24 protein-coding genes are annotated in these 17680 nt (G+C 39.6%); 10 read left to right on the top strand and 14 right to left on the bottom strand.

Translation table 11 applies throughout. The features are described 5' to 3' along the window. Positions 1 to 6: 6 nt before the first annotated feature. Positions 7 to 576, bottom strand: a complete 570-nt coding sequence (locus tag GKR92_08775) for a twin-arginine translocation signal domain-containing protein (protein ID QMU61784.1) — start codon at positions 574 to 576, stop codon at positions 7 to 9. 62 nt (positions 577 to 638) lie between these two features. Then, positions 639 to 1034 (bottom strand): lactoylglutathione lyase, encoded by a 396-nt coding sequence (locus tag GKR92_08770; GenBank protein QMU61783.1) that lies wholly within the window; start codon positions 1032 to 1034, stop codon positions 639 to 641. Between the two features lie 147 nt (positions 1035 to 1181). Here GKR92_08770 and GKR92_08765 point away from each other — a divergent pair, with 147 nt between their 5' ends. Together GKR92_08765 and GKR92_08760 are read left to right on the top strand one after the other, a co-directional pair. Then, positions 1182 to 1469 carry a DNA-binding protein gene (locus tag GKR92_08765; GenBank protein QMU61782.1) on the top strand — a complete coding sequence of 96 codons (288 nt, stop codon included), beginning with the start codon at positions 1182 to 1184 and terminating at the stop codon, positions 1467 to 1469. A gap of 55 nt (positions 1470 to 1524) precedes the next feature. Beyond that, entirely contained in the window at positions 1525 to 2583 is a 1059-nt protein-coding gene (locus GKR92_08760) for an endonuclease/exonuclease/phosphatase family protein (protein ID QMU61781.1), read from the top strand. On the opposite strand, the gene GKR92_08755 is transcribed toward GKR92_08760, so the two are convergent. Beyond that, positions 2584 to 3009 carry a hypothetical protein gene (locus GKR92_08755; protein ID QMU61780.1) on the bottom strand — a complete coding sequence of 142 codons (426 nt, stop codon included), beginning with the start codon at positions 3007 to 3009 and terminating at the stop codon, positions 2584 to 2586. 19 nt (positions 3010 to 3028) lie between these two features. Beyond that, positions 3029 to 3394, bottom strand: coding sequence for a hypothetical protein (locus GKR92_08750; GenBank protein ID QMU61779.1), 366 nt, complete (start codon positions 3392 to 3394; stop codon positions 3029 to 3031). 218 nt (positions 3395 to 3612) lie between these two features. Between GKR92_08750 and GKR92_08745 the strand changes: the two genes are divergently transcribed. Both GKR92_08745 and GKR92_08740 read left to right on the top strand, forming a co-directional pair. Then, a complete protein-coding gene (locus GKR92_08745) occupies positions 3613 to 4629 on the top strand; it encodes a zinc-binding alcohol dehydrogenase family protein (protein ID QMU61778.1) in 1017 nt (338 codons plus the stop codon). 16 nt (positions 4630 to 4645) lie between these two features. Further along, positions 4646 to 5062, top strand: coding sequence for a hypothetical protein (locus GKR92_08740; GenBank protein QMU61777.1), 417 nt, complete (start codon positions 4646 to 4648; stop codon positions 5060 to 5062). 8 nt (positions 5063 to 5070) lie between these two features. On the opposite strand, the gene cysQ is transcribed toward GKR92_08740, so the two are convergent. Continuing rightward, on the bottom strand, positions 5071 to 5901 hold the full coding sequence (cysQ, locus tag GKR92_08735) for a 3'(2'),5'-bisphosphate nucleotidase CysQ (protein QMU61776.1): 831 nt from the start codon (positions 5899 to 5901) through the stop codon (positions 5071 to 5073). Positions 5902 to 5945: 44 nt separating this feature from the next. Here cysQ and GKR92_08730 point away from each other — a divergent pair, with 44 nt between their 5' ends. After that, positions 5946 to 6602 (top strand): GMP/IMP nucleotidase, encoded by a 657-nt coding sequence (locus GKR92_08730; protein ID QMU62757.1) that lies wholly within the window; start codon positions 5946 to 5948, stop codon positions 6600 to 6602. A gap of 16 nt (positions 6603 to 6618) precedes the next feature. Here GKR92_08730 and GKR92_08725 read toward each other — a convergent pair whose 3' ends face one another. The 3 genes from GKR92_08725 to GKR92_08715 form a co-directional block, all read right to left on the bottom strand. Continuing rightward, positions 6619 to 7035: a YkgJ family cysteine cluster protein gene (locus tag GKR92_08725; GenBank protein QMU61775.1), complete on the bottom strand. Its 417-nt coding sequence runs from the start codon at positions 7033 to 7035 to the stop codon at positions 6619 to 6621. A 112-nt stretch (positions 7036 to 7147) separates the two neighbouring features. Further along, a complete protein-coding gene (locus tag GKR92_08720; GenBank protein QMU61774.1) occupies positions 7148 to 7549 on the bottom strand; it encodes a DUF2384 domain-containing protein in 402 nt (133 codons plus the stop codon). Positions 7550 to 7587: 38 nt separating this feature from the next. Then, positions 7588 to 7884 carry a segregation and condensation protein A gene (locus GKR92_08715; GenBank protein ID QMU62756.1) on the bottom strand — a complete coding sequence of 99 codons (297 nt, stop codon included), beginning with the start codon at positions 7882 to 7884 and terminating at the stop codon, positions 7588 to 7590. Positions 7885 to 8064: 180 nt separating this feature from the next. Between GKR92_08715 and hspQ the strand changes: the two genes are divergently transcribed. Further along, positions 8065 to 8376, top strand: coding sequence for a heat shock protein HspQ (gene hspQ, locus GKR92_08710; protein QMU61773.1), 312 nt, complete (start codon positions 8065 to 8067; stop codon positions 8374 to 8376). Positions 8377 to 8396: 20 nt separating this feature from the next. Continuing rightward, positions 8397 to 8849 (top strand): TerB family tellurite resistance protein, encoded by a 453-nt coding sequence (locus GKR92_08705; protein QMU61772.1) that lies wholly within the window; start codon positions 8397 to 8399, stop codon positions 8847 to 8849. A 120-nt stretch (positions 8850 to 8969) separates the two neighbouring features. Here the strand turns inward: GKR92_08705 and GKR92_08700 are convergent, their stop codons facing one another. From GKR92_08700 to GKR92_08675, 6 genes are all read right to left on the bottom strand, one after another. Next, positions 8970 to 9299 (bottom strand): DNA-binding protein, encoded by a 330-nt coding sequence (locus GKR92_08700; GenBank protein QMU61771.1) that lies wholly within the window; start codon positions 9297 to 9299, stop codon positions 8970 to 8972. 192 nt (positions 9300 to 9491) lie between these two features. Continuing rightward, the gene (gene metW, locus GKR92_08695; GenBank protein ID QMU61770.1) at positions 9492 to 10121 is read right to left on the bottom strand and encodes a methionine biosynthesis protein MetW; all 630 of its coding nucleotides are present in this window, start codon (positions 10119 to 10121) and stop codon (positions 9492 to 9494) included. A gap of 4 nt (positions 10122 to 10125) precedes the next feature. After that, entirely contained in the window at positions 10126 to 11259 is a 1134-nt protein-coding gene (locus tag GKR92_08690; protein QMU61769.1) for a homoserine O-acetyltransferase, read from the bottom strand. Positions 11260 to 11323: 64 nt separating this feature from the next. Next, positions 11324 to 11875, bottom strand: a complete 552-nt coding sequence (locus GKR92_08685; GenBank protein ID QMU61768.1) for a YggT family protein — start codon at positions 11873 to 11875, stop codon at positions 11324 to 11326. A gap of 15 nt (positions 11876 to 11890) precedes the next feature. Further along, positions 11891 to 12727, bottom strand: coding sequence for a pyrroline-5-carboxylate reductase (locus GKR92_08680; GenBank protein ID QMU61767.1), 837 nt, complete (start codon positions 12725 to 12727; stop codon positions 11891 to 11893). Between the two features lie 17 nt (positions 12728 to 12744). Further along, positions 12745 to 13464: a YggS family pyridoxal phosphate-dependent enzyme gene (locus GKR92_08675; protein QMU61766.1), complete on the bottom strand. Its 720-nt coding sequence runs from the start codon at positions 13462 to 13464 to the stop codon at positions 12745 to 12747. Positions 13465 to 13780: 316 nt separating this feature from the next. Between GKR92_08675 and GKR92_08670 the strand changes: the two genes are divergently transcribed. The 3 genes from GKR92_08670 (at position 13781) to GKR92_08660 (ending at position 17459) form a co-directional block, all read left to right on the top strand. Continuing rightward, complete coding sequence (locus GKR92_08670) at positions 13781 to 14815, top strand: PilT/PilU family type 4a pilus ATPase (protein ID QMU61765.1); 1035 nt, start codon at positions 13781 to 13783, stop codon at positions 14813 to 14815. Positions 14816 to 14880: 65 nt separating this feature from the next. Next, positions 14881 to 16071, top strand: coding sequence for a PilT/PilU family type 4a pilus ATPase (locus tag GKR92_08665; GenBank protein QMU61764.1), 1191 nt, complete (start codon positions 14881 to 14883; stop codon positions 16069 to 16071). Positions 16072 to 16106: 35 nt separating this feature from the next. Beyond that, positions 16107 to 17459, top strand: coding sequence for a PilT/PilU family type 4a pilus ATPase (locus GKR92_08660; GenBank protein QMU61763.1), 1353 nt, complete (start codon positions 16107 to 16109; stop codon positions 17457 to 17459). Positions 17460 to 17680: the final 221 nt, after the last annotated feature.

Below are 17680 nucleotides of genomic sequence, written 5' to 3'. Positions count from 1 at the left end.
TAATTATTATTTTAGGGCTGAAAATGCTGCGGGACTCGCATCAGCAGGTGGATCGGGTAGCCAGTTCAAATCATCAAAGCCACGTGTGAGGTAACCGCCTTGTTCCCAAGCGTCTCCTTCATAACCAAAATGCGCCCAGGCCATTTCATTGTTATATAGAGAGACAATGGCCGTGCCACGAATTTTTTCAAAAAAGTCATTGCCTGCCATTTTTTCAATCACTGAAAACTGTTTGTCGTTATCTGCTGCTAACCAATCACCGCCCGCGCCTGCATTCAGTTCAGTTGCACCATCAGTAAGTAATTTAGCTACGCCATCATCACCTGCAGCAGCGGCATCTAAGTCTTTAACCACTAGTGCATAGACAGCATCGTCTAAGGTTGCATGAGGTAATATGTGCCGTGTGGCTTGTAAGAGTGTTTGACCCGTAGCTTTATCAAGCTTGGTTAACTCTAAAGCCCAGGTTTGGCTTGGCGCCAACAAGCCGAGCACACCTGTGCTGGTTGCTAATGTTCCCATTAACACTGTGCCGCTGGTTTTTAAAAAATCGCGACGCGTTAGATCAAGGTCTAACATAGATACCTCCTCCGGTAAGCCTCAAGTTTTTGTTTTATTTTGTTGAGGCGGTTTTTTGTGTTTTACGTATATGCTCCATGCCTTTGTAATACTTCGATCTCATATCCATCAGGATCTTTAATGAAGAAAAATTTTGCTAAAAGTTCACCACCTGGGCTGAATGACACTACGTCTTGCGGTTCATAACCGAGCGATTTAATGCGTGCATGTTCTGCATCTAAGTCATCAACGCAGACTGCGATATGCCCATAACCATCTCCATGGGTGTAAGCATCTTTTTGATCTTTGTTTAAAGTAAGTTCAATTTCAAAGTCGTTTTCATCATTGCCTAAGTACACCAATGCAAAGTCATCAAAATCGAGATAACGTTTTTCTTTTAAACCAAATGCCTTTGCATAAAAATCTTTGGAGCGTGCAACATCGAGTACACGAATCATTGAATGAATAACTTTCGCCATGTTGATCCTCTTAGCTAATAAATAAGTATAAAAACCTATTAAAAAATCAGGTAGTAAGTGAATACTACTTGTGCATATATAATAGTTGCACTATAAGTAAGTATAAAATTAATAAATTAACCATAATATTTATAAGGTTCAAATTTTATGTGCAATGTTTATACAGGAACCCCGCAAGAGCGCTATGAAAGTGATTGTCGCTCCATACGTATACAGGGCTGTGTGACGAGTATTCGTTTAGAAACAGAATTCTGGGAAATCCTCGATCAAATGGCAGATGAAGAAGATCAAACCGTACCGCAGTTTATTAATGTTCTGTATGGCGAGATATTAGAAAAACATGAAGATGTTAGTAATTTTACATCCTTTCTGCGTGTAGCTTGCGCAATTTATTTGCATCGGAAAGGTGAAGTTGTACAAGCGTTAGCTTCTTAAGCTCTATTTATCTACTTCTCAAATAGTAGCCTACTTAAAGCTGGGCTTTAAATATATGAATTTTCGTGTTGCTTCGTTCAATTTGCTTAATCTTGTGAGGCCTGGCGTACGTTATTACGGTCTGCCACCACATACAGAAGATGAGCATGAGCAAAAAATAAAGTGGATTGCTCAAACACTAGATCGAAGCCAGGTAGACATTGTTGGTTTTCAGGAAGTATTTAGCAGTTCGAGTCTACAATCTGCCGTTTCCCTTTCACAACATTTCACTAATCATGCACAAGCTCAAGAGCAAGTATTGTCGCCAGGAGCAAGCGTTGAAGATAATGAAGAAAAAGGTAAAGCCTTGCGTCCAAAAGTTGGATTGGCTAGCCGTTTTCAAATTGTGCGTCATGAGTCGATAATAGAATTTCCTTCAACGGCTGATTTCCAAATACCCAGTAAATCACCTGAAGGAGTAGAGCAGCTTATCGATGTGCCGATCAAACAATTTGAACGCCCGCCCTTACGCGCTGAAATTTTAATACCTGATGCAGATGTAACCGTTGTTGTTTATGTAGCGCATTTAAAATCAAAACGACCTATCTATAAAGAAGACGAAGATCGCGAAAATCCAATTCATCGTGCTTTAGGCGCATTGCGAGCACAAGTGATACGTAGTTTAGAGGCCACAGCACTTCGCGCAAGAATAGTTAAAGATATAGAAAAGAACCGGCAGCCATTAATAATGTTGGGTGATCTGAACGATACGGTTGAGAGCACCAGTACGCAAATCATTGCCGGCCAAGCACCACATTTTCGTTGGCCCGCAAAAATTAAACGCATGTATTGGGACGTGTTGCTGTATAGCACCAACACTATTCAAACGCGACAAGATTTAAAGGACTTCAGCTACACGCATATACATCATGGCCAGCGTGATGTGTTGGATCATATTTTAGTGTCGCAAGAGTTTTATCATCGTAATTCAAAGCGAATAGGTAAAGTAACGTACCAACATATCTTTAATGATCACTTATTTGATTGGTCGTTAACGGAACGAGAGCCTAGTCGGGTGATGTCGGATCATGGTGTTCCGGTAGCTGAGATAGAATTGGATGCATCGTCCTTGTAATCAACCATATAAAACAGGTTGTGCATTATCTGTGCCCAGCATTAATAATGCTTCGGGATTGCTAGAGCATATCGATACTTCAACTTCAGGAAATGCAGATTGTGATTCTTTTATATCTGCGCTGAATTTAACTTTTTGTCCGGGAGAAAACTCTTCCCAGTAACTTGGGTTAGAGGTTTCCATGGATAAGAAAATATAGTTGGCAACAATCAAGCGCCCATCTAGCAATCTAATTTTTACTTCAGGCATGTCTATTGCGATACCTTTAGAAAAATTTTGATCTAGTTCATTGTTCCTAATGGTTCCTGACCAGGTAACTGTACTGCCAGCGAAAACATCAGTAAGCTCGTCTTGGTTCATTCCATCGGAGTAACCCTTCGCTACTTCCTGTACAAACTTTTCCCAATCATTTTTCCATAAGTTCATTTTCTAATTAAAAATATTTTTAATTAAATTGTGAATGGACGCATTCATGAAGTTCAATGCCATTGGGTATAGGAGCATGTGTTGCAAAACCGTAGGTAATGTCTACTCCGGACAAATAACCTCGGTCATCCGTGAACACTAGAAAATCAACGACATCATCTTTGTTGGTATTGAAGGCTGCTTCAAAAAACAGGCCATTGCCAGGCGCCAAGGGTTCCAGGTCTGCATCGCTAGGAATTTCAATTTCAAATGAATTGCATCCACAATTGCACAAATTGGTTATTTTTCCTGCAAAGACGTGCTTCTTAAATAGGTTTTTATCGGGTAGTTCAAAGTCGTATATAATTTTCAGCCATTTAGTGGCTTGAACTAAATCATTTTTCATAATATATCTGTAAGTACGCTACTCAATGCTGTAATTCTGCACATTAAACTGCAATTTTTCAGGATTTTAGCTTAAATATTACGTTAATAGCCTAAAGGTAATCTAGATCTAGGCGATAAGCATTTGTACTATGGAGTAACATAAAGATACGTACAAATTTGTATGTTTATTGTACGAATTCTATGAATCTTAATTAAACCAAAGTTGGAGTCCTAATCTTGAAAGCAGTTGGCTTATATAAGTATTTACCAATCGATTTACCTGATTCATTAGTGGATGTTGAAATTGACAAGCCAAGCCCGAAGGGTCGTGAATTGCTTGTAGGAGTACGTGCGGTAGCGGTAAATCCTGTGGATACTAAGATGCGTTCCCCACAAGATAAGGTGGAAGATAGTCCGCGAATTCTTGGTTGGGATGTAGCCGGTGTAGTTGAGGCAGTAGGGTCAGAATCGAACATTTTTAAAGTTGGAGACGAAGTGTTTTATGCAGGTAGTTTTACTCAACCGGGTTGCAACAGTGAATTTCACATAGTGGATGAACGTATTGTTGGGTGTAAACCAAAAAATCTAGAATTTCCCCAAGCTGCAGCAATGCCTTTAACTAGTATTACTGCTTGGGAGGCAATGTTTGATCGTTTAGGAATTGATAGTGAAGGAGCTGATGCAGGTAAGCACCTATTAATTATTGGTGGTGCAGGTGGAGTAGGTTCTATTGCCACACAGTTTGCAAAACAGCTTGCGAAGCTCACGGTTACCGTTACTGCTTCGCGACCTGAATCTAAAGTATGGGTTAAAGAATTAGGTGTAGATCATATTATCAATCATTATTTAGATATTCCCGAACAAGTGAATAAACTTGGCATAGCAGGATATGATTATATTTTGTGTTTTAACGATACCGATGAGCATTGGCAATCTATGGCGACCGTCGTAGCGCCACAAGGAAAAATTTGTTCGATTGTTGAGACGGCTGGCGATGTTGATCTTGGGGCTTTGAAGAGTAAGAGCGCGACATTCTCGTGGGAGTTTATGTTTACACGGTCGATGTATGAAACCGATGATATGATTGAGCAGCATAACTTGTTAAATCGAGTAGCAGCTTTGGTGGATGCTGGTACGATTAAAACTACAACTAATCAAGTGCTAGAGCCTATTAATGCGACGAACTTAAAAACAGCGCATGCTGGGATTGAAGGCAGACACGCTATAGGGAAAATTGTATTGCATGGTTGGTAAACGTCTTTAAAAAATTATGAAAATAAAACTTCTAGTTATTCTTGTTACAGCCTTATGTATAAGTGTGATTTCGTTAGGTGGTTGTGCGTCTAAAAAGAAAAATCAAACATTAAGTTCATTTGATGAGACGACCAAACTGTATGGAAGGTTATTGCGTTGGAGAGAATTCGAAGGTGCGGTAAATATGATTCGTCATCAAGACGAGGCAAGCGTAGAAATTGATTTGGATAAGTATAAAGATTTACGTGTTACCGATTATGAGATCAAGCAAGTAGTTATGGGTGAAGAGTTAAAGACCGCTGTAGTAGAAGCAGATATTTCTTACTATTTTGAAACAACAAATAGCGTAAAAGAGATTCGCGACACGCAGAGTTGGTGGTATTTAGAAGAAGCAGAAAAGTGGTTTTTGGATGATGATTTCCCAGCCTTTTAGCCAGGTTTTTATCTAGTAGTAATATTCTCACTGAGAAAATTGCGCCACTGATTATTCATATCTCCAACTGCAAGAAAAGGCGGGTTTAATAACGAATCTTTTGTATTGTATTGCAATGTTTGTAAATTCATATCTACAATTTCTCCACCTGCTTCATTGACCACGCAATGTGCTGCTGCGGTATCCCATTCTGATGTAGGGCCAAAGCGTGGGTAAATATCGGCGACACCCTCGGCTACTAGGCACATTTTAATCGAGCTACCCATGCTGATGAGATCAAAGTTTCCAATTTTATCTTGTAGTGCCAGTAATGATTTACCCGCATGTGAGCGGCTACCGCAAATGGTTGGTTTGTTATCCGGTGCTGAAGTTCGTGAAGTAATTATCTCAGCGGTGGAATTTTGATTTTGTTTGAATGCGCCTTGATTCCGGGACGCAGAGTAGCAAATATCTTGAACGGGAATATAGACTACTCCTAGGCTTGTTGAGTGTTCAGTGACGAGTGCAATGTTAACGGTGAATTCACCATTTCTTTTAATGAATTCGCGTGTGCCATCCAGAGGGTCAATTAGCCAGTAGTTTTCCCAGCTAGATCTTTCCGCATATGAGATTGAAACAGACTCTTCAGACAAGATAGGGATATCTGGAGTGAGTTTTTTTAGACTCTCTAGTATGAGGTGGTGCGAAGCTAAATCTGCAGTAGTAAGCGGCGAATGATCTTGCTTTTCCTCTATCTCAAAGCCTTCCGCATAGATTTTCATAATCTCAGCACCCGCTTGTTTTGATATTTCACAAACTGGATTGACCAGTTCCTTCAGCCGTATATCATTCATTTCCATAACAATGTTAATTATCTAGGATCTATTTTTTAATGCAAACACTGATGGACTGGAAATCAATCACAGCGGTCTTTCTTGATATGGATGGCACATTGCTGGATTTGTATTTCGATAATTATTTTTGGCATGAGCATGTGCCATTACGATTTAGTGAGAAGCATGCAATTGAGCTGCACGCTGCAAAACAACATTTGCTAACACGCTACAAAAGCAAATCTGGGACGCTTGATTGGTACTGCGTAGATTTTTGGGCAAACGAGCTTGATCTAGATATTGTTGCATTAAAACGTGAAGTTTCTAAACATATTCAGATCTTTCCAAATGTTGAAAAGTTCCTAAAAAAGCTTAAATTACATAAAAAGTATATTGCCATGGTGACCAATGCGCATCGTAAAAGTATTGCTGTCAAAATGGATCATTTGGATCTAGAAGGCTATTTCGACAAGGTTATTTCATCTCACGATTATGGTCACGCTAAGGAAGAACAAGAATTTTGGCATACACTGATGCATGAAGAGCCATTTGACCCGGCTACTACGTTATTTATTGATGATAATTTAGCCGTGTTAGCGGCAGCAGAGGCTTATGGAATTCAGCATCTGCTTTCTATTCAAAAGCCTGATAGTTCACAGCCGTTGCAAGACACTCTGCACTATCGCGCTTTATCTGATTTTGATGAGATTATGCCTATACAGCTTTAGTGTTTACCTGTAATTGTTATCCTCTTTTCCAGCGCTTAAAGCGTTTTTTGCAATATATTAATAAGCTTTCGTAGTCAGAAAAGTACAAATCAAAATCATCTTCAGCCGGCGAGTCAAATTCACAATAGTCATTAGTATGATCACGACATATTTGGGGGCGCGCTTCATAAATGCCGCAACCGCCATCAGCTTGCAAGTGATTGCACTTCGTAGCAAAGGATACCCACCAGCCTTCATCATCTTTGTAGACAGACACATTCTTGTGCGAGACTTGCCAAAGCATATGCTCGAAGTCGACTTTTGTTTTCGGGGTTTCAAGCTCTTCAGTAACATATGAGCAGCAATAGGAATTTGTGCAAAATCCACATTTATTCTCGGCAGTGATTTCAACGCCAGGTTTGAGCTTAACTTTAATGTCTGCTAATAGTTCCATTTCAATACACTTATTTGTTGAACGAGACCAGCATTATAAGCATGCGAGTGCATGGAGGGAATAAACTTAAGCTATTTATATACTGGTTAATATTATTTTTATGATGGATGCGTTATTTGTAATTACTAAGAGACTCGCTCCATGAGAATGCACAATCTAGTTCGGAGCGCACCATGCGCAAGCCATTTAATCCTTGTTCTGACAAAATGGATAAAGGTGGTTGATTTTGAAAGCGTCGATGTGGTGTATGCATCCATAGAATTCCCATATGCGCATTACGCGGGAAACTTGTACGCAATGCATCGGCAATTCCAGCAATATGTTCAATGCGCTCTAGTGTTGTCTGTGATTCCGGGAAAGCCTCACCATCACGAAAGCGATCTAAATTTCGTAATCGTACTTTGTTAGGTAATTCCAAGAGTTTAATAATTTCTTTGCCAGGTAATTCCCATTCGTCTAAAACACGCATGATATGCCGAGTGATTTCGACCTGATTCTGTAATGAGGCGGACATTAATTAAAAGGTTATAGTTTGCTCAATCAAGAATATGCTTAGTCATCACTGGGAGTTTTGTCGGGTTTTACTTTATTAGGTGCTTTGAACTCTAATACTGTCGAAGTTTTAGGTTCATCGACATAACGAGGTCGGTCTTTATTCTCAATACCTGCTTGCTCAGAAAGTTCCCGTTCTCTAGCAGAAATGAGCCCAAAGCAATCACGTATATCTTTTATAGTTTGCTCATTCAGTGGATGACGCATACCGGGACCAGGAGTTGTGTCTTTTACAATTTGTGCCAACAGCTTGCGCATCACAACTAGAATACGTTGTTCCTTGCTTCGAGTAGTCATTAAATAGCCAATTTGTGAATTAAGTATATGAAGAGAAAGCTCAAAATGGTTCATAAATAATCAACTATAGCCTAGCAGATTATGTTGTTTATACCATTGATCTTTTATGCGTAAGGCCCATAGATAGCGTAAAATCTGCGTATTCTTTATAGCAAATCTAATATCTAAGGAGCCACCCTTATGCATCAAGCACAGTTTTCAATTGGCCAACTTATCGTGCATAAGAAATTTAACTATCGCGGCGTAATTTATGATGTAGATGCTGAATATACGGGCACCAAAGAATGGTATGAGAAAGTCGCAAAATCTCAGCCACCAAAAGATAAGCCTTGGTACCATATTTTAGTTGATGGACAACTAATGACAACCTATGTAGCAGAAAGAAATCTTGATGTTGATATCAGTGCAGAGCCTATTACACATCCTTTAACTGAAGATTTCTTTGATAGTTTTGAGGATGGCGCCTATCAAAATTATAGACTTAATAATTAGGCTGTATTGGGAAAGTAGCAATGTTTAAATCCATATCAAAATTTGTACAAGAAACAATTCGCAAAGACTTTGATGATGATGCGGATGAGAAGCAGCTCATGCACTTGGCATCAGCGGCATTATTGTTAGAAGTGAGTCGTGCAGATTTTGATATTCAAGATGAAGAATTGGAATCTATTGCTAAATCATTTACTGAAAGATTTAATTTTTCAAAACAAGAAGCAGATAGTCTTATTGAGTTAGCAAGAACAGAGCAAGACAGTCATGTGTCAATTCACCCATTTGTAAAAATTATTAATGATGGATGTTCGATGAATGAAAAAATACTATTACTAGAGGATTTATGGCGAGTTGCTTATGCAGATGACAAGCTTGATAAATATGAAGAATATCAATTACGAAAAATTGCAGACTTATTGTACATTCCGCACAGTATGTTTATTAAAACTAAATTGAAAGTAATCGAATCTTAACCGAAATAATTTTTCGGATAGAATAATTATAAAGCTTAACGAGAGAGTATCGAGGGAATAACTTTTTAACTTAAAAAAACAGGGTGCTGTAATTTAAGAAAATCAAGCACCCTGTTTTATTTAAACCATGCTTTTCAGACCTTTAAGCGGAAGTACTTTTATACCTTTGCTAGCAGGTTTTGCTTTAAACATCATTTCTTCACCAGTGAATGGGTTGGTGCCTTTGCGTGCTTTTCTTGCAGGTTTTTTTACTACTTTTATCTTAAGTAAGCCTGGGAGGTTAAAATAACCAGCGCCACGAGGCTTAAGCTCTTTGGAAATTAAACCTTCAAGAGACTCAAGTACTGATGCAACTTCTTTTCGAGAAAGATCAGTATCAGCAGCGATGTTATTTAAGATTTCTGATTTTGTAGGTGGTTTCTTAACGGATGAGCTTTTTGTAGCGGCCATGCATAATTCCTCTAAATCGATAATGAACAATTAATTAAGTGCGGCGGTATGATCAAACACTATGAATAGAAATACAATAGCAATGTTAGGAAAAGTGCGAGGAAGTTATCACTTTTTTCAATTTCTATGAATGATCGAATGAAATTATTCTTCGAGACCAATCATTTTTTAAGCCGATCTTGAATTTGCAGCTTAGGCTGAGTTTTTGCAAAATCGATACAGGGCGATTTCGCCAAGTAAATTTGGAAACAATTTGCTTCCCAAGCTATATCGATGAGCGTGATCTACCGCTGCGCGCTGTATGATTTTTATACTGTTAGTGTCGCATAGCGCTTCAAAATCTTGCAATGAGCATAGATGTATATTTGGAGTATCGTGCCAATTATCAGGCAATGTACGCGTAATCGGCATATGTCCACCAAGCGCTAGCTGAATTCGATTTTTCCAAAAAGCCATATTTGGGAACGTTACAATGCCTTCTTTGCCTATTCGCATCATTTGTCTTAATAGTTTTTCAGGGTGTTGAATGGCTTGCAATGTTTGGGTCATAACAACGTAATCAAAAGAATTTTCATCAAAAAATTCTGTAATGCCTTCATCTAAGTTGGTCTGAATAACTTGTACACCATTGACGACACACTTAAGAATATTTGTGTGATCGATTTCTAAACCGTAACCCGTCACGTTGCGAGTCTTATGTAAATGATTAAGTAATGCGCCGTCACCACAACCCAAGTCAAGAATGCGAGTATCAGGTTTTATCCATTCACAAATAAGCTCTAGGTCTGGTCTTAATTTATTGTTTAAGTGTTTATCGCCCATGGAACTACTCAATATTATCCATATAGGCATTAAGCACGCCATGATATTCAGGTATAGGCGTTAGAAATGCATCGTGACCAAGTTCGGCATCAATTTCTGCATAGCTTACTTTTTTATCCGCGGCAACTAGAGCTCGAACAATTTCACGTGAACGTGCAGGTGTGAATCTCCAATCTCCAGTAAATGACACTACTAGAAAATTAGCATTGGTATTTTCAAATGCGCTTGGTAGATGATTATTAAATTGTAAGGCGGGGTCAAAGTAATCTAAAACTTTAGTCATTAGAAGATAGGTGTTTGCATCAAAGCGATCAACAAAAGACTTTCCTTGGTAACGCAAGTAACTTTCAACTTGAAATTCAACGTCAAAACCAAAACTAAGTTTACCTTCGCGTAAATCACGTCCAAATTTTTCACGCATTGCGTCATCAGATAAATAGGTAATATGACCTAACATGCGAGCAAGCATTAAACCTTGGCGCGGAATCGTTTCGTGCTCATAGAAGCGGCCTGCGTGAAAGCCAGGGTCAGAGAAAATGGCTTGGCGTGCAACTTCGTTAAAAGCAATATTTTGAGCTGTGAGTTTAGGTGTTGCAGCGATTACTAATGCATGACGTAGGCGATCTGGATAATCAATGGCCCATTGCATCACTTGCATGCCGCCTAGGCTGCCACCAATTACGGCTGCCCATTGTTGTATGCCTAATTCATCAGCAAGGTGGCCTTGGCTAATAACCCAATCATGTACGGTGAGTAATGGGAAATCAGGGCCATAAGGCTTACTTGTTGCTGGATTGCTGGTGCTGGGTCCACTACTACCTTTGCAGCCACCTAAATTATTTGGACAGACGATGAAAAAACGATTGGTGTCAAATGGTTTGCCGGGGCCGATGCAGTTATCCCACCAACCTGGCTTGCGATCATCCGTGCTGTTGTAACCCGCTACATGCTGATCGCCTGAGAGTGCATGGCAGATTAGCAGCGCATTGCTTTTGTCATCATTTAGTTTGCCATAGGTTTCATATGCAAGCGTAAACTCAGGTAGTGAGCGACCGCAATCAAGCTCTAACGGTTTCTTAACCGTTAAAAATTGTGTCTCGACGAGACCCACTGAATCTGGTGCAAATGTTTTTGGCACGTTTAAATAAAGTAATGTTACTAGAGTATGGAGTGTAATGAGTGCGTGTAACGCACGCAATCATTTAGAATGAGTGCAAGAAGATTTTAATGCAATATAAACCAAGTAACACTACAAAAGTTGAAAGATCGAAAACTCCCACAGGAGGGATAAGTTTTCGAGCTGGGCGAATCAATGGTTCCGTGATGGAGCGTAATATCGGTGTAATCGGATTGCTTTGCCCATGTATGTGAGGGGCAACCCAACTGATCACGACCAATATAATGATCGCAAATATGAAAATATTCACTACCTGATTAAGCACGCCAAATACTGAAGGCACAATAAGCGAAGTTAGTAAAACTTGTTTGCTAATTAAGAAACTTCGTGTTGCTAATTCAACAAATTTAAGCACTAGTATTAAAACAATTGCCGATGTGTCAATTCTCCCAATGCTGGGCAGTAGCTTGCGAAGTGGTGTGAGTACGGGGTTAGTAATAGATAAAATAAATTGAGAAAATGGATTATAAAAGTCAGCGCGTGTTAACCCTAATAACATACGAATAATGACCGCATAAATATATGAGGTAAATAAAACATGAATTAAAAAATCTAATACGTTATTAATTGGACTCATATTTTCTTTGCCTAGTTACTTGCTGGTATCAGAAAGTTGTTGAGATCTTTTTGCAGCATTCTGAATAGCTGTTTCAATGATTTTCTTCATTTCATGCTGTTGCAGGGTGTTAATTGCAGCTTCGGTAGTGCCACCTTTTGAGGTAACTGCATGGCGTAATGCTTGCGCTGATTTATCACTATTAGAAATTAATTTTGCTGCTCCAGTTGCTGTAGCCACGGTGAGTTCACGAGCTTGTGCTTCATTTAAGCCTAAATTCTGACCAGCTTCCATCATGGCTTCAATTAAATAAAAGAAATAAGCAGGACCGCTGCCAGATACAGCGGTTACTGCATCCAATAACGATTCATTTTCTATCCATAAAGCTGTGCCTACACTGTTAAGAATTTCATAGGCAAGTTCACGCTGTCCAATTGAAACTTCTGGATTGGCAAATAAACCGGTAACCCCAGCTTGTACTAATGCGGGAGTATTTGGCATGCAACGAATAATCGGTAATTCGCCACCCAGCCAAGTATCGATACTATTAATAAGTATTCCTGCTGCAATAGATATGATTAAAGGACGCTTAACTTGGCATTGTGTGGCTATTTGTTCACAAGCTGTTTGCATGGCTTGTGGTTTTACTGCTAACACTACAACATCAGCAAGATTAAGTGCAGCTTCAGACTGTGTGTAAACATGACAATGAGAAAACTTCTCGTTTAGCGTAGTTGAAATTGCCTGGTCATTATCAACAATTGCGATATTGTCAGCATTCCAGCCATTATCTAGTAAGCCAGTTACTAGTGCTTGGCCCATATTACCGCCGCCGATAAATACGATACTAAGGTTTTGCATAGTTTGGTTCATCTAGTCAGTTTTCATTTTTATGTTTTAGCAGATCGTTTTCCAAATATCGCAGTTCCAACACGCACCATCGTGGCACCTTCAGCAACCGCAGCTTCCAGATCATCACTCATGCCCATAGATAAAGTGTCAAGTACAAAACCATTTCGGTTTAGATGTTCAAGCTGTTCGCGTAAATTTGCAAAGGATACCCTTTGCTTACTAGTATCGCTATTAGCTTGAGGAATTGCCATCAATCCGCGTAATTTAATGCGTTCTAATTTCGATATAGATTCTGCCAAGTCTTGAATATCTTCAGTTTTGACGCCTGCTTTTGAAATTTCATTATCTATATTTACTTGTATGCAAACTTGTAAGGGAGGTAATGAACTAGGACGTTGATCGTTTAAGCGTTGTGCAATAACCAGGCGATCTAAACTGTGCAGCCATTGAAAATGTTCTGCAATTAAGCGGGTTTTGTTTTTTTGTATAGGCCCAATGAAATGCCAATGCAGTGTTGGCTTATTTAATTGTGATACCTCAATTTTTTCTATAGCTTCTTGGACGTAATTCTCGCCAAAATGTATTTGGCCAGCTGAATTTGCAGCGTAAATATCGTTGATAGGTTTGGTTTTGCTCACAGCGAGGAGCTCAACACTTTTAGCCGAACGTTGGTACTTTATTTCCAGTGTACGTAAAGTTTCTAAAACACGTTTTAGATTAGCTTCAATTTGTGGATTTTGTTTTGAATTTTCTGGCATATTTTTTATTAAGGCTAATGATTAAATCAGGATAAAAGTACCCATTGAGGCCGACTCAGAATATTGACTGAGGTCACATAAGTAACTCAATTACCCTCAGTTTTTTAGCATGCATAGGGCATATTGGCCAGTTATCTGGCCATTTAGTCGCATGAATGAAACGGCTTGTCGAGAATCAAAGTCCAGCTCTGCATATTCGATCAAAACTAAGGATATTAGATACCTAACCCAGGGCAAAACCGCCTTATAACTGACTGAGGTGGGAAGGGTTAATCCATGGGGTATCTATAAACCGAATTAGATAAAAGGAGTATTCGTGGACATTTCGCAGTTACTTGCATTCAGTGTTAAAAATGGCGCTTCAGATTTACATCTTTCTGCAGGCGTTCCGCCGATGATTCGAGTCGATGGTGACGTTAGACGAATTAATGTTCCTGCAATGGAGCATCGGCAAGTTCATGAAATGGTGTACGACATCATGAATGATAAGCAGCGTAAAGATTACGAGGAATTTTTAGAAACAGATTTCTCGTTTGAGATTCCTGGTTTAGCTCGTTTTCGTGTTAATGCATTTATTCAAAATCGTGGTGCAGGTGCAGTTTTTAGAACTATTCCTAGCAAGATCCTTACTTTAGAAGATCTAGATTGCCCTAATATTTTTGCAGAAATCGCCAGTTATCCACGTGGTTTAGTTTTGGTTACTGGGCCGACTGGTTCTGGTAAATCAACAACACTCGCTGCGATGATGGATCATAAGAATGAAAATGAGTATAGCCATATTCTAACCATTGAAGATCCAATTGAATTTGTTCATGAAAGTAAAAAAAGTTTGGTTAATCAACGCGAAGTGCATCGTGATACCTTAGGTTTTAATGAGGCATTGCGCTCAGCACTGCGTGAGGATCCCGATACAATTCTAGTGGGTGAGTTACGAGATTTAGAAACCATTCGACTTGCGCTAACGGCTGCAGAGACAGGCCACTTGGTATTAGGCACATTACACACTAGTTCTGCCTCAAAAACGATTGATCGAATTATTGATGTATTCCCAGGCGCTGAAAAAGATATGGTGCGCTCGATGCTGGCCGCATCTTTGCGTGCGGTAATTTCACAAACGTTGTGTCGAAAAATTGGCGGCGGCCGTGTTGCTGCGCATGAAATTCTGATTGGTACTCCAGCGATTCGCAACTTGATTAACGAAGATAAAGTTGCACAGATGTATTCTGCAATCCAAACTGGCAACAGTGTAGGCATGCAAACTCTTGATCAAAACTTACAAGAGGTTCTTAAGAAGGGATTGATAGCGCGTGAAGAAGCGCGACGTAAAGCAGAACACAAAGCCGACTTTTAAGGCTAATTTATAAGGGCAGATTTTTAAAATTATTTTGAAAAAAATTCTAGTTAAAGGAAGAAACTATGGATAGAGATAAGGCCATCAGCTTCATGCATGACCTGCTGCGCAACCTGCTTACTAAAGGTGGTTCTGATTTATTTGTAACGGTTGGCGCACCACCTTCAATGAAAATTGATGGCAAAATGGTGCCGGTTACTAACCAACCTTTAACCATTAGCCATGTGCAAGTTTTAGTACGTTCCATCATGAACGACAAACAATCAAGGGAGTATGAAGAAACACAAGAATGTAACTTCGCAATCAGTTTGCCTAACGTTTCTCGTTTTCGTGTTAATGCCTTTGCGCAACGCGGAAGCCCCGGCATGGTGTTGCGTGTGATTGTTTCTGAAATTCCAAAATTTGAAGACTTGCAACTGCCTCCAGTATTGCGAGATATTTCAATGACTAAGCGTGGCTTAGTTATTTTCGTTGGTGGTACGGGTAGTGGTAAATCAACTTCGTTAGCGGCCATGGTGGGCTATCGAAACGAAAATAGCTTTGGGCATATCGTTACTATCGAAGACCCAATAGAGTTTGTACATAAACATAAGAACTGCATTATCACTCAGCGTGAAGTGGGTGTAGATACTGAGGATTATGATATTGCGCTGAAAAACACTTTGCGTCAGGCGCCAGATGTTATTTTGATTGGTGAGATTCGTGATCGAAAAACGATGGAGCATGCGATAGCTTTCGCAGAAACTGGACATTTATGCTTATCCACCTTGCACGCTAATAGCACTAACCAAGCATTAGATCGAATCATCAACTTTTTCCCAGATGAACGTCGCGCCCAATTGTTGATGGACTTATCTTTGAATTTAAAATCTGTTATTTCACAACGACTGTTACCCATTAAAGGTGAAGAAGGGCGTGTGCCTGCAGTAGAAATATTATTGAACACACCGCTAATGGCTGACTTAATATTTAAAGGTCAGGTGCATGAAATGAAGAGTTTGATTGCAAAATCAAATGAGTTAGGTATGCAAACATTTGATCAGCACTTATTCCACCTTATTGAGGCCGGATTAATCACTATGGAAGATGGCTTGCGTAATGCAGATTCCGTTAATGATTTGCGCTTACGTTTGAAACTGGACGGGAAAGACGCAAAAGACCATGATCTGCTTGATGGTACGGCTGACTTGATGGTGGAAGAAACCGATGATGATGCAGGTTTAATTGCTTCAACGAAACGCGCTAATTTAGGCTAAATCGATATAATGTTGAGTAGAGTCTAAAATACAGCATGAATATAGATCCTTATTTAAAACTAATGGTGGAGCAAAATGCTTCCGACCTGTTTTTTACAACAGGTGCTCCTGTATGCACTAAAGTTGAGGGTGTTACTCGGCGTGTAAGTAGAAATGTTCTAGAGCCAGGCGTGGTGAAGAAAATTGCTTACAGCATCATGGATGATCAACAGATCAGAGAGTTTGAAATGACTAAGGAAATGAACCTTGGTATTTCAATAGCCGGTGCAGGACGTTTTCGTGTAAATGCGTATTATCAGCGCGGCGAAATTTCCATGGTAATTCGTTATATTAAAGGCGATATTCCTGAAATGGCGGAGCTAGGCTTGCCGCCTATTCTTAAAAAGTTGGTGATGCAAAAAAACGGTTTAGTTTTGCTGGTAGGCTCTACAGGTTCAGGTAAATCAACATCACTCGCTTCGATGATCGAGCATCGAAATAAAGCACAAACCGGACACATTCTTACTATTGAAGATCCAATTGAATATGCCTTCAGTCATAAAAAATCTATTATTGGCCAACGTGAAGTTGGTTTAGATACACTTTCTTATGAAAATGCTTTGCGAGAAGCGATGCGTGAAGCTCCTGATCTGATCATGATTGGTGAGGTGCGCGATAAGCAAACCATGGAAGCTGCCATTACCTATGCGGATACTGGTCATTTATGTTTAACCACATTACACGCGGTAAACGCGAACCAAGCATTGGATCGCATCGTTAACTTTTTTCCACCAGAAGGGAAATCTCAAATATTGATGGATTTGTCCTTGAACTTGCGTGGAATTGTAGCGCAACGATTGATTCCAGATGTAGAAGGTGGTCGAGTACCTGCGGTAGAAGTATTAATTAATACACCATATGTTTCTGAGCTTATCAAGCGCGGTAGTGTGGGTGAAATTAAGCCGATTATGGAAAAAGGGGCTGCTGCAGGTATGCAAACCTTTGACCAATCACTTTACGATTTATATAAAGGCGAAAGAATTTCACTTGATGATGCACTTGGTAATGCCGATTCTCGTGGCAATCTCGAATGGCAAATTAACTTTGGTGGTGGTGTTAAGAGCGTAAGTGAAACTAGCGACCAACTTGTTTTTCCAACGGAAGAACCTGCTAGTAAAAAAACAACAAATGGCAAAAAGAAGCCACCCGTTTTATCTACTCCCGCTAGCGATGAAGAAGCATTGGATAGTCATGTAGGGTTTGATGACCAAGAGTTTTTGGATGAGATGTCTACAGAAGAAATTGCATCTGTCGAAGCAGGTGAATCTTCTATTCTTGATAATGAAGATGGGGAAGGTAAGGACTCGGGGTATTTTGATCGATTGAAGTCGGTGTTTGGGGATCAATAATTTCTTTTTTTAGTTTTTATATAACTTAAATTCATCTTTCTAATTAATTTTATTGCTGGGTTCTCGCAGCTAGGGGCGAGTAACTTTTGTTACGTCTGCTATGGATGGCGGAAGTGTAGATATTTCAGGAGCAAAATTTTTCCGACCCAAAGTGGACATTCAGAAGTACAGATTTTAAATCTCTTTATAGCATTATTCAAAGTAGTATCTTTCATCAATCT

It is taken from the genome of Gammaproteobacteria bacterium, assembly GCA_014075255.1.
In the GTDB taxonomy this organism is placed as follows: Bacteria; Pseudomonadota; Gammaproteobacteria; order UBA4575; family UBA4575; genus JABDMD01.
Note: the sequence above shows the minus strand (reverse complement) of the source record. Positions and strands in the feature narration are given on the sequence as shown.

Excerpts from the sequence above, each read along its gene's own strand:
- GKR92_08775 (QMU61784.1), bottom strand. The coding sequence starts at position 576 with ATGTTAGACCTTGATCTAACGCGTCGCGATTTTTTAAAAACCAGCGGC.
- GKR92_08770 (QMU61783.1), bottom strand. The coding sequence starts at position 1,034 with ATGGCGAAAGTTATTCATTCAATGATTCGTGTACTCGATGTTGCACGC.
- GKR92_08765 (QMU61782.1), top strand. The coding sequence starts at position 1,182 with ATGTGCAATGTTTATACAGGAACCCCGCAAGAGCGCTATGAAAGTGAT.
- GKR92_08760 (QMU61781.1), top strand. The coding sequence starts at position 1,525 with ATGAATTTTCGTGTTGCTTCGTTCAATTTGCTTAATCTTGTGAGGCCT.
- GKR92_08755 (QMU61780.1), bottom strand. The coding sequence starts at position 3,009 with ATGAACTTATGGAAAAATGATTGGGAAAAGTTTGTACAGGAAGTAGCG.
- GKR92_08750 (QMU61779.1), bottom strand. The coding sequence starts at position 3,394 with ATGAAAAATGATTTAGTTCAAGCCACTAAATGGCTGAAAATTATATAC.
- GKR92_08740 (QMU61777.1), top strand. The coding sequence starts at position 4,646 with ATGAAAATAAAACTTCTAGTTATTCTTGTTACAGCCTTATGTATAAGT.
- cysQ (QMU61776.1), bottom strand. The coding sequence starts at position 5,901 with ATGGAAATGAATGATATACGGCTGAAGGAACTGGTCAATCCAGTTTGT.
- GKR92_08730 (QMU62757.1), top strand. The coding sequence starts at position 5,946 with ATGGACTGGAAATCAATCACAGCGGTCTTTCTTGATATGGATGGCACA.
- GKR92_08725 (QMU61775.1), bottom strand. The coding sequence starts at position 7,035 with ATGGAACTATTAGCAGACATTAAAGTTAAGCTCAAACCTGGCGTTGAA.
- GKR92_08720 (QMU61774.1), bottom strand. The coding sequence starts at position 7,549 with ATGTCCGCCTCATTACAGAATCAGGTCGAAATCACTCGGCATATCATG.
- GKR92_08715 (QMU62756.1), bottom strand. The coding sequence starts at position 7,884 with ATGACTACTCGAAGCAAGGAACAACGTATTCTAGTTGTGATGCGCAAG.
- hspQ (QMU61773.1), top strand. The coding sequence starts at position 8,065 with ATGCATCAAGCACAGTTTTCAATTGGCCAACTTATCGTGCATAAGAAA.
- GKR92_08705 (QMU61772.1), top strand. The coding sequence starts at position 8,397 with ATGTTTAAATCCATATCAAAATTTGTACAAGAAACAATTCGCAAAGAC.
- GKR92_08700 (QMU61771.1), bottom strand. The coding sequence starts at position 9,299 with ATGGCCGCTACAAAAAGCTCATCCGTTAAGAAACCACCTACAAAATCA.
- metW (QMU61770.1), bottom strand. The coding sequence starts at position 10,121 with ATGGGCGATAAACACTTAAACAATAAATTAAGACCAGACCTAGAGCTT.
- GKR92_08685 (QMU61768.1), bottom strand. The coding sequence starts at position 11,875 with ATGAGTCCAATTAATAACGTATTAGATTTTTTAATTCATGTTTTATTT.
- GKR92_08680 (QMU61767.1), bottom strand. The coding sequence starts at position 12,727 with ATGAACCAAACTATGCAAAACCTTAGTATCGTATTTATCGGCGGCGGT.
- GKR92_08675 (QMU61766.1), bottom strand. The coding sequence starts at position 13,464 with ATGCCAGAAAATTCAAAACAAAATCCACAAATTGAAGCTAATCTAAAA.
- GKR92_08665 (QMU61764.1), top strand. The coding sequence starts at position 14,881 with ATGGATAGAGATAAGGCCATCAGCTTCATGCATGACCTGCTGCGCAAC.
- GKR92_08660 (QMU61763.1), top strand. The coding sequence starts at position 16,107 with ATGAATATAGATCCTTATTTAAAACTAATGGTGGAGCAAAATGCTTCC.